Annotated in this window: 7 protein-coding genes; all 7 read left to right on the forward strand. The window is 38.7% G+C overall.

The annotated features are described in order from the left end of the window. The first annotated feature begins 23 nt into the window (after nt 1-23). The 7 genes from V7K89_RS04235 (at nt 24) to V7K89_RS04265 (ending at nt 6,499) form a co-directional block, all read left to right on the forward strand. Entirely contained in the window at nt 24-1,214 is a 1,191-nt protein-coding gene (locus V7K89_RS04235; RefSeq protein ID WP_335184642.1) for a restriction endonuclease subunit S, read from the forward strand. Nucleotides 1,215-1,284: 70 nt separating this feature from the next. Then, the gene (locus V7K89_RS04240; protein ID WP_335184644.1) at nt 1,285-2,160 is read left to right on the forward strand and encodes an ATP-binding protein; all 876 of its coding nucleotides are present in this window, start codon (nt 1,285-1,287) and stop codon (nt 2,158-2,160) included. 16 nt (nt 2,161-2,176) lie between these two features. Beyond that, nucleotides 2,177-2,524 (forward strand): STAS-like domain-containing protein, encoded by a 348-nt coding sequence (locus V7K89_RS04245; RefSeq protein WP_335184646.1) that lies wholly within the window; start codon nt 2,177-2,179, stop codon nt 2,522-2,524. Beyond that, nucleotides 2,524-3,129, forward strand: a complete 606-nt coding sequence (locus V7K89_RS04250) for a hypothetical protein (protein WP_335184648.1) — start codon at nt 2,524-2,526, stop codon at nt 3,127-3,129. The genes V7K89_RS04245 and V7K89_RS04250 overlap by 1 nt, the downstream gene beginning before the upstream one ends. A gap of 109 nt (nt 3,130-3,238) precedes the next feature. Beyond that, the gene (locus tag V7K89_RS04255) at nt 3,239-3,373 is read left to right on the forward strand and encodes a hypothetical protein (protein WP_335184650.1); all 135 of its coding nucleotides are present in this window, start codon (nt 3,239-3,241) and stop codon (nt 3,371-3,373) included. Nucleotides 3,374-3,774: 401 nt separating this feature from the next. Then, entirely contained in the window at nt 3,775-4,758 is a 984-nt protein-coding gene (locus V7K89_RS04260) for an AAA family ATPase (RefSeq protein ID WP_335184653.1), read from the forward strand. Between the two features lie 49 nt (nt 4,759-4,807). Continuing rightward, nucleotides 4,808-6,499, forward strand: a complete 1,692-nt coding sequence (locus V7K89_RS04265; protein ID WP_335184655.1) for a S8 family peptidase — start codon at nt 4,808-4,810, stop codon at nt 6,497-6,499. The last annotated feature ends 62 nt before the right edge of the window (nt 6,500-6,561 follow it).

Genomic DNA, 6,561 nt, shown 5'->3' on the forward strand with positions numbered 1-6,561 from the left:
ATGATGCACAGACAATTACTAGTATGAGTAAAATTTATCCTCTAGTACCGTTGTACGAGGTACTTACAGAGTACAAAGAGTACATTGAAACTCCTGAGCCAAAGATTTATCCAAAGCTTTCAGTAAAACTATATGGTAAAGGCGTTGTGCTTGATGAACCTGCTGATGGTACATTTTTAAGGATGAAAAAACATCAGATTGCCAAAAGTGGGCAAGTAATTTTATCTGAGATATGGGGTAAAAAAGGGGCAATAGGCTTTGTACCTCCAGAGGGTAATGGTGCTTTATGTACAAGCCATTTCTTTTTATTTGATGTAAATTATAAAAAGCTAGAACCTAAATATTTACAGCTAATTTTTTCAGCGAACTTTTTAGAAGAACAATTAAATATTGAAGCTAAAGGTACAACTGGATACGCAGCAGTTAGACCAAAATATTTACTTGCTGCTAAAATGCCCCTGCCACCGCTAGAGGAACAACGGCGGATTGTGGCGCGGGTTGAGGAACTGGTAGGGAAGGTTGAGGAAGTGCGATCGCTACGTAAAAAAGTCAATCAAGAAGCACAAGCTTTATTGGACAGTATTCTTCATAAAGTATTTGTAGATGAGGAAAATGTTTGGACGCAGTTAAATGTTGGCTCAGTAGCAGAAATTATAGATCCTAATCCAAGCCATAGAATGCCACATTATTCAGAACACGGTGTTCCATTTATATCTACAGTTGATTTTGAAGGATCAGAAAGTATTCGTAAGAAGACGGCAAAGTATGTGACAGAAGAAACTTATGACGAACAGTTAAAGCGTTGTGCATTTGCCATCGGTGATATTTTATATTCTCGGATTGGTACTATAGGTCAGGCGAGAATATTAACGGAAGTTTGGGATTTCGCACTTTCTCATGTTTTAGTAGTTGTCAAACCTAATAGAGATATCGTATTACCCAGATTTCTCTTATGGTATTTACGTAGTGATTCTATCATCGCTCAAGCTGCTAATGCTACTCGTAGCGTTGGTGTTCCAGATTTAGGTATTAAACGTATTCGCGAGTTCCATATACCTGTTCCACCCTTCCCCGAACAACATCGTATCGTCGCCTACCTTGATCAACTACAAAGTAAAGTAGGCGCAATGAAACACCTAAGAGAAGAAGCGATGACAGAACTTGATGCGCTACTACCTTCTATCTTGAACAAAGCATTCAAAGGAGAATTGTAGATAAAACTCACCAATTACCCTTACAAGCTCTGCTAAAATCAATACTTAACAAAGCATTCAAAAGGGAATTGTGAGCCTTACTCTTCAAATTCCTACTGTGAACGATAACCTAGATGACTTTGATTGCTTGTTTCAACTTTGGCAAAAAATCAACCAAGACTGCTCAGAAGTAATCTTCGACTTTTCCAAATGTTGGTTTCTACGACCAAACGCAGTAGCTTTTCTGGGTGGATTAATTCGGTTAATTGAATCACAAGGTAGAAAAGTCACTTTTCAACAACATACTCTTCATAAAAAAGTCAAGAGAAATCTGCAACAAAATGGGTTTATGTATGCCTTTTGCCAGGATATGGCACCTTGGCAAGGAAACTCTATCCCGTATCGAGAAGATCCAAAGCAAAATAAAGATGAATTGGTTCAATACCTAGCCGAACAATGGCTTGGTAGAGGCTGGGTTCATGTCAGCCAAAATTTGCAAAAGCTGATTGTTGCAACAGTGTTAGAAATTTATGCCAATGCTTTTGAACATGGACGGACAGATATAGGGGTCTTTAGCTGCGGACAACATTATCCTGAACTAAAAAAACTTAAACTAACAGTGGTTGACTTTGGTGTAGGAATCCCTCATAACGTGCGCGATTTCCAGAAAAATCCCAACTTACCAGCAGACCAAGCATTGCAATGGGCTTTTCAAAAGGGGATAACTACCAGGGGTGGACGAGTGACGGGTGGTATTGGTCTTGACTATTTAAAACAATTTGTTCATATAAATAAGGGAAAACTTCAAATTTTAAGCCATGATGGATGTGCAACAATAGATGAAAAACAGGAAGTTTACGAAAATAGACAAAGTTTTTTTGGAGGAACACTGGTAAATATTACACTCCTGTGCGACGAATCGTATTATGCTTTGGAGCTTGAACCAGATGATGAGCCGTTGTTTTAAGGGTGATGTGCGGACTATGAAACACGAAATCCTAACCCTAATAGGCAAAAACTGTATTACACCTGGCGATGGTCAGAAAGTGTACGATTTGGTCATCGGTGAATTATTAGCTTTTAATGAAGTTGAGCTAGACTTTGCAGGAGTAGAAATTTTTGCTTCCCCGTTCTTTAACTTTGCTATTGGACAATTACTTCGGGATATTAAGCCAGAAACCCTAAACCGTCTGCTGAAATTCTCCAATCTAAATACGGTTGGTAAGCAAATACTCAAACTAGTAATCGAAAATTCAAAGCGATATTACTCCGATCCTGATTTTCGTAATAGAGTAGATCAAGTTATCAGCGAACAAGCAAATACACAGTAATGCCAGTCAACTACACAGTTCAGGCTGAAGTGGTTGATATCCGGTCTGACGCTCCCAAAAATGATGATATTTTCTTAGTAGATACAAACGCCTGGTATTGGTATACCTATACTAATGCCAGTATTTCATCTCGTCCTTATCAGATTACAGAGTATCCTTCCTACATTGCTAAAGCCATTTCTGCTAACTCATTGCTTTTATACTGCGGTCTTTCATTGGCAGAATTAGCACACAACATTGAGCAAACAGAAAGAGAAATATTTTCTCCAATATTAAAATCTAAAGAATACCGTCATAACTTCCCAACCGAGAGAGCAAAAGTTGTAGCCGAAGTTCAAACCGCTTGGAGTCAAGTAATATCTAGTTCTGTATGCACAGATGTTTTGGTTAGCGAAGAAACAAGCAATGCAGCGCTTACCAGATTCCAAACCCAATTACTTGACGGTTACGACTTGCTGATACTGGAAGCGATGGACAAAGCAGGAGTCACAAAGATAATTACTGATGATGGTGATTATGTGACTGTCCCAAGTATTAAAGTTTTTACAGCAAATAGTGGTGCGATCGCAGCTGCAACAAGCCAAGGCAAACTTTTGGTGAGGTAGAAGCGTGTAGACGCGCATCGGCTTTTGACATTCTGCCATCTCTGCACCAGTTAAGACCATATACTACCTTAACTTTATTGATGAAGCAGGTACTAGGAAGAATAAATTCATGAAGCGATCGCTTGAACTTGTGGGGTTTGGGTTGGACGCATCTTTAAATGAAGATAAACCTGTGATTTCGTTGTGCTTAGAAGATATTGATCAACAATTGGTGCTGAAGTTGCAAAAACAAACCGTGAAGTAATTAGTATCATAAAACGGAAGTAAAAAGTCAAAACATTACAGTGCAAGGTTTTCATTGCTTTTGAATGGTAGGGTTATTTCCGTTGCGCTGTACTAGCCATCAATAATAAAGCAAATATCTGCCATAAGTTATGTATAACTAGACCTTTCAGCGTCAATAGATTGATATCCAAGGTTTTGATAAGAATAATTCTTTTTTTAAAAAGAAATTAGCGCTATGATTAGCCGAAATTTATTGATCATTGCTTTTTGTTATTTTTTATAGTACACTTGTACTTACAATAAAAAGATAATAAAAATACACAGTTTAATATATCTATCTACTAAAGATGCTTTTTAAAGTTGTAAAATGAAATGTTCTACATTATGAGAGCCTAAAAAACTTGTCAGATAAAATGCTTTATGTCAACAGCTCGCCACATTATTGCGCTCTTGAAGAGCTACCTAGAAGGTGAGGAGCAACAATTTTTCTCTGTTGCTTTACAGATAGCTGCACATGAAGCAAGACAAGGACACACCAAAGTTGCTCAAGACATCCAAATTCTCATTGATAAAGCAAAAGAGCGTAAATCTGTTATTGAGCGTAAAGCTTTCCCCGAAACGCTCACCCAACCTAAAGGAGAACTAGTAAATCTTGTATCAGTTCAGTATTCAGACACAAGACTTATTGACATGGTTCTTCCTCCAGTTTTAGAAAAAAGATTACAGCGTATTCTTATAGAACATATCAAGCAGCATCGTTTAGCTGAGTATAATTTAAAACCTCGTCGCAAAATACTTTTAGTTGGTCCACCAGGTTCAGGTAAGTCGATGACTGCTGCTGCTCTTGCTGGAGAATTACAACTTCCTCTTTTCACAGTTCTTTATACTGGTCTAATTACAAAATTTATGGGTGAGACAGCTAATCAGCTTAAACTCATATTTGATGCAATGCTAGTGACAAGAGGTGTTTATTTTTTTGACGAGTTTGATGCCATTGGCTCACAACGTGCTTCAGTTAATGACGTTGGAGAGATTCGCCGGGTTTTAAACTCCTGCTTGCAGTTTTTGGAGAATGATGACAGCCAAAGCCTAATCATTGCTGCGACTAATCATCCTGATTTATTAGATAAGGCTCTTTTTCGACGTTTCGATGACGTTATTGAATATGAGCTACCAAATCAAGAAGTTGTTCGCAAATTACTAAAAACACGTCTAGCTCCTTTTGATACTGAGTGGCAAAATTGGCAGCATATTATTGAGAGTGCTAATGGTCTAAGTCAAGCAGAATTAGTTCGAGCCGCAGATGAAGCGGCGAAAGTAGCTGTAATTTCCGATCAGGACTCAATATCTGAAGAAAATATGATTTCTGCGATTCTAGAGCGCAAAAACACCATCTTTAAGTGAGTGCGGTATTATTTTAATAAAGATGTGTTTAAATTAACCTCTTGATCAAATGCCTGAGTACCAAAGGAATCTCCCTAACTTTTACATCGTACAAAAGGGAGATAGCCAAAATTATACATATCGTGGAGGGGGAGGAAATAAAAAATCCTTTCCACCTCGCAATCGTATAGAACACGCTGAAACGTTGCAACAAGCTTTTGAAAAAGCTCTTGAAAATTATCAGCAACAAAAATTATTGCGCGAACCAGAACTTGCAGTTGGAGAAGCTGGTTTTTATTTAGAATTACAGCTACAAAAAAGCGAACTGAAAGCAGTTGATCTGTTGGAGAACAAGCCTAAAAAAATCGAGTTGCTTGCTGTTCACTCATCTGATGAAGCAGATGAAACAGTATCAGCAACTGTATTTGTCCCAGAGAAAGCATCGGATTTTTTCGGCTCAAAAATCGAAGCTTACCGTGATGAAGAAACTGAAAAAGGTAATCCTAAAAATGAGGCTTTAATCGCAAATTTGGAGGATATTAGCTTAGGTACAGTACGTGCGTTATTCACAGACAATATTGAATTTCCATCTGAATCTCAGGAAGTATGGTGGGAAGTTTGGTTACGTCATGGTTGTCGTGAATCTTTCCAGCAAATAGCTCAAATACTCGATATTAGAACAACAGTAAACTCAATTACCTTCCCTGAAAGAGAAGTAGTTTTAGCCTTGACATCTGTAATAACCTTATCACGAATTATTAATAATAATGGTTTAATTGCCGAACTTCGTCTTGCTAAAGATTCACCATCTATGTTCTTTGAGATGGATATGCAAGAACAGGCAAGTTGGGTCAGAGAACTTGCAGGGCGAACTATAGTAGCATCGAATACTAATTTAGCTGTTTGTCTATTAGATAGCGGCGTTACACGCTCCCATCGTTTAATTGAGCCAGCCCTTGCTCCTCATGATTTGTTTACCTGCAATCCAAACTGGGGAGTGGCAGACAGTAAACATTGGCGCGGGCATGGTACTGACATGGCTGGACTAGTCCTCTATGGCAACCTTTACAATGCACTAGCAACATCAAGCACGGTATATCTTACCCATCGATTGGAATCCGTAAAAATACTTCCAGAGCAAGGAGAAAACGACCCCAAGCTTTATGGAGCAATTACCCAGGAAGCTGTTTCTCGTGTAGAAATTAGCAACCCTAAGCGCCAGCGTGTCATTTGTATGCCTGTCACGAGTGAAATCGACAATAATAGAGGAGTTCCTTCTTCTTGGTCAGCAGCAGTAGATCAAATTTCCTTTGAATTTCAGCGACTCATGGTTATTCCGGTTGGCAATATTGGTGGGGATATTATATTTAGTGAGTATCCTAATCGAAATGATGTAAGCCAAGCAGAAAATCCCTCCCAAGCGTGGAATGCACTTGTTGTTGGTGCTTATACCGATAAAGTCAATATAGATAATCCAAAATATGCTCAATGGCAAACTATTGCTCCTGCTGGCGACCTCTCACCTCGAAGTAGAACTTCTCTTCTATGGACTGATAAGTGGCCTATCCGACCGGATGTGACTTTTGAGGGGGGCAACCTAGCAACTGATGATCCTCATTCTTGTTGCATGGATATTGATGATTTACGACTTCTGACAACTTATTATCAACCAAATGTACGGCAATTTAACCTTTCTGGAGATACTAGCGCGGCAACAGCTTTGTGTAGCTATAGCGGATTGCAATCGCATAGAATACAGTAAGCAGAGACATAGTGTATAAAAATGAAAGCCTACTCCGTTGAGCTAAGAGAAAAAATAGTTCA

Origin of the sequence: Nostoc sp., assembly GCF_036917515.1 — a bacterium.
Classification (GTDB): Bacteria; Cyanobacteriota; Cyanobacteriia; order Cyanobacteriales; family Nostocaceae; genus Nostoc.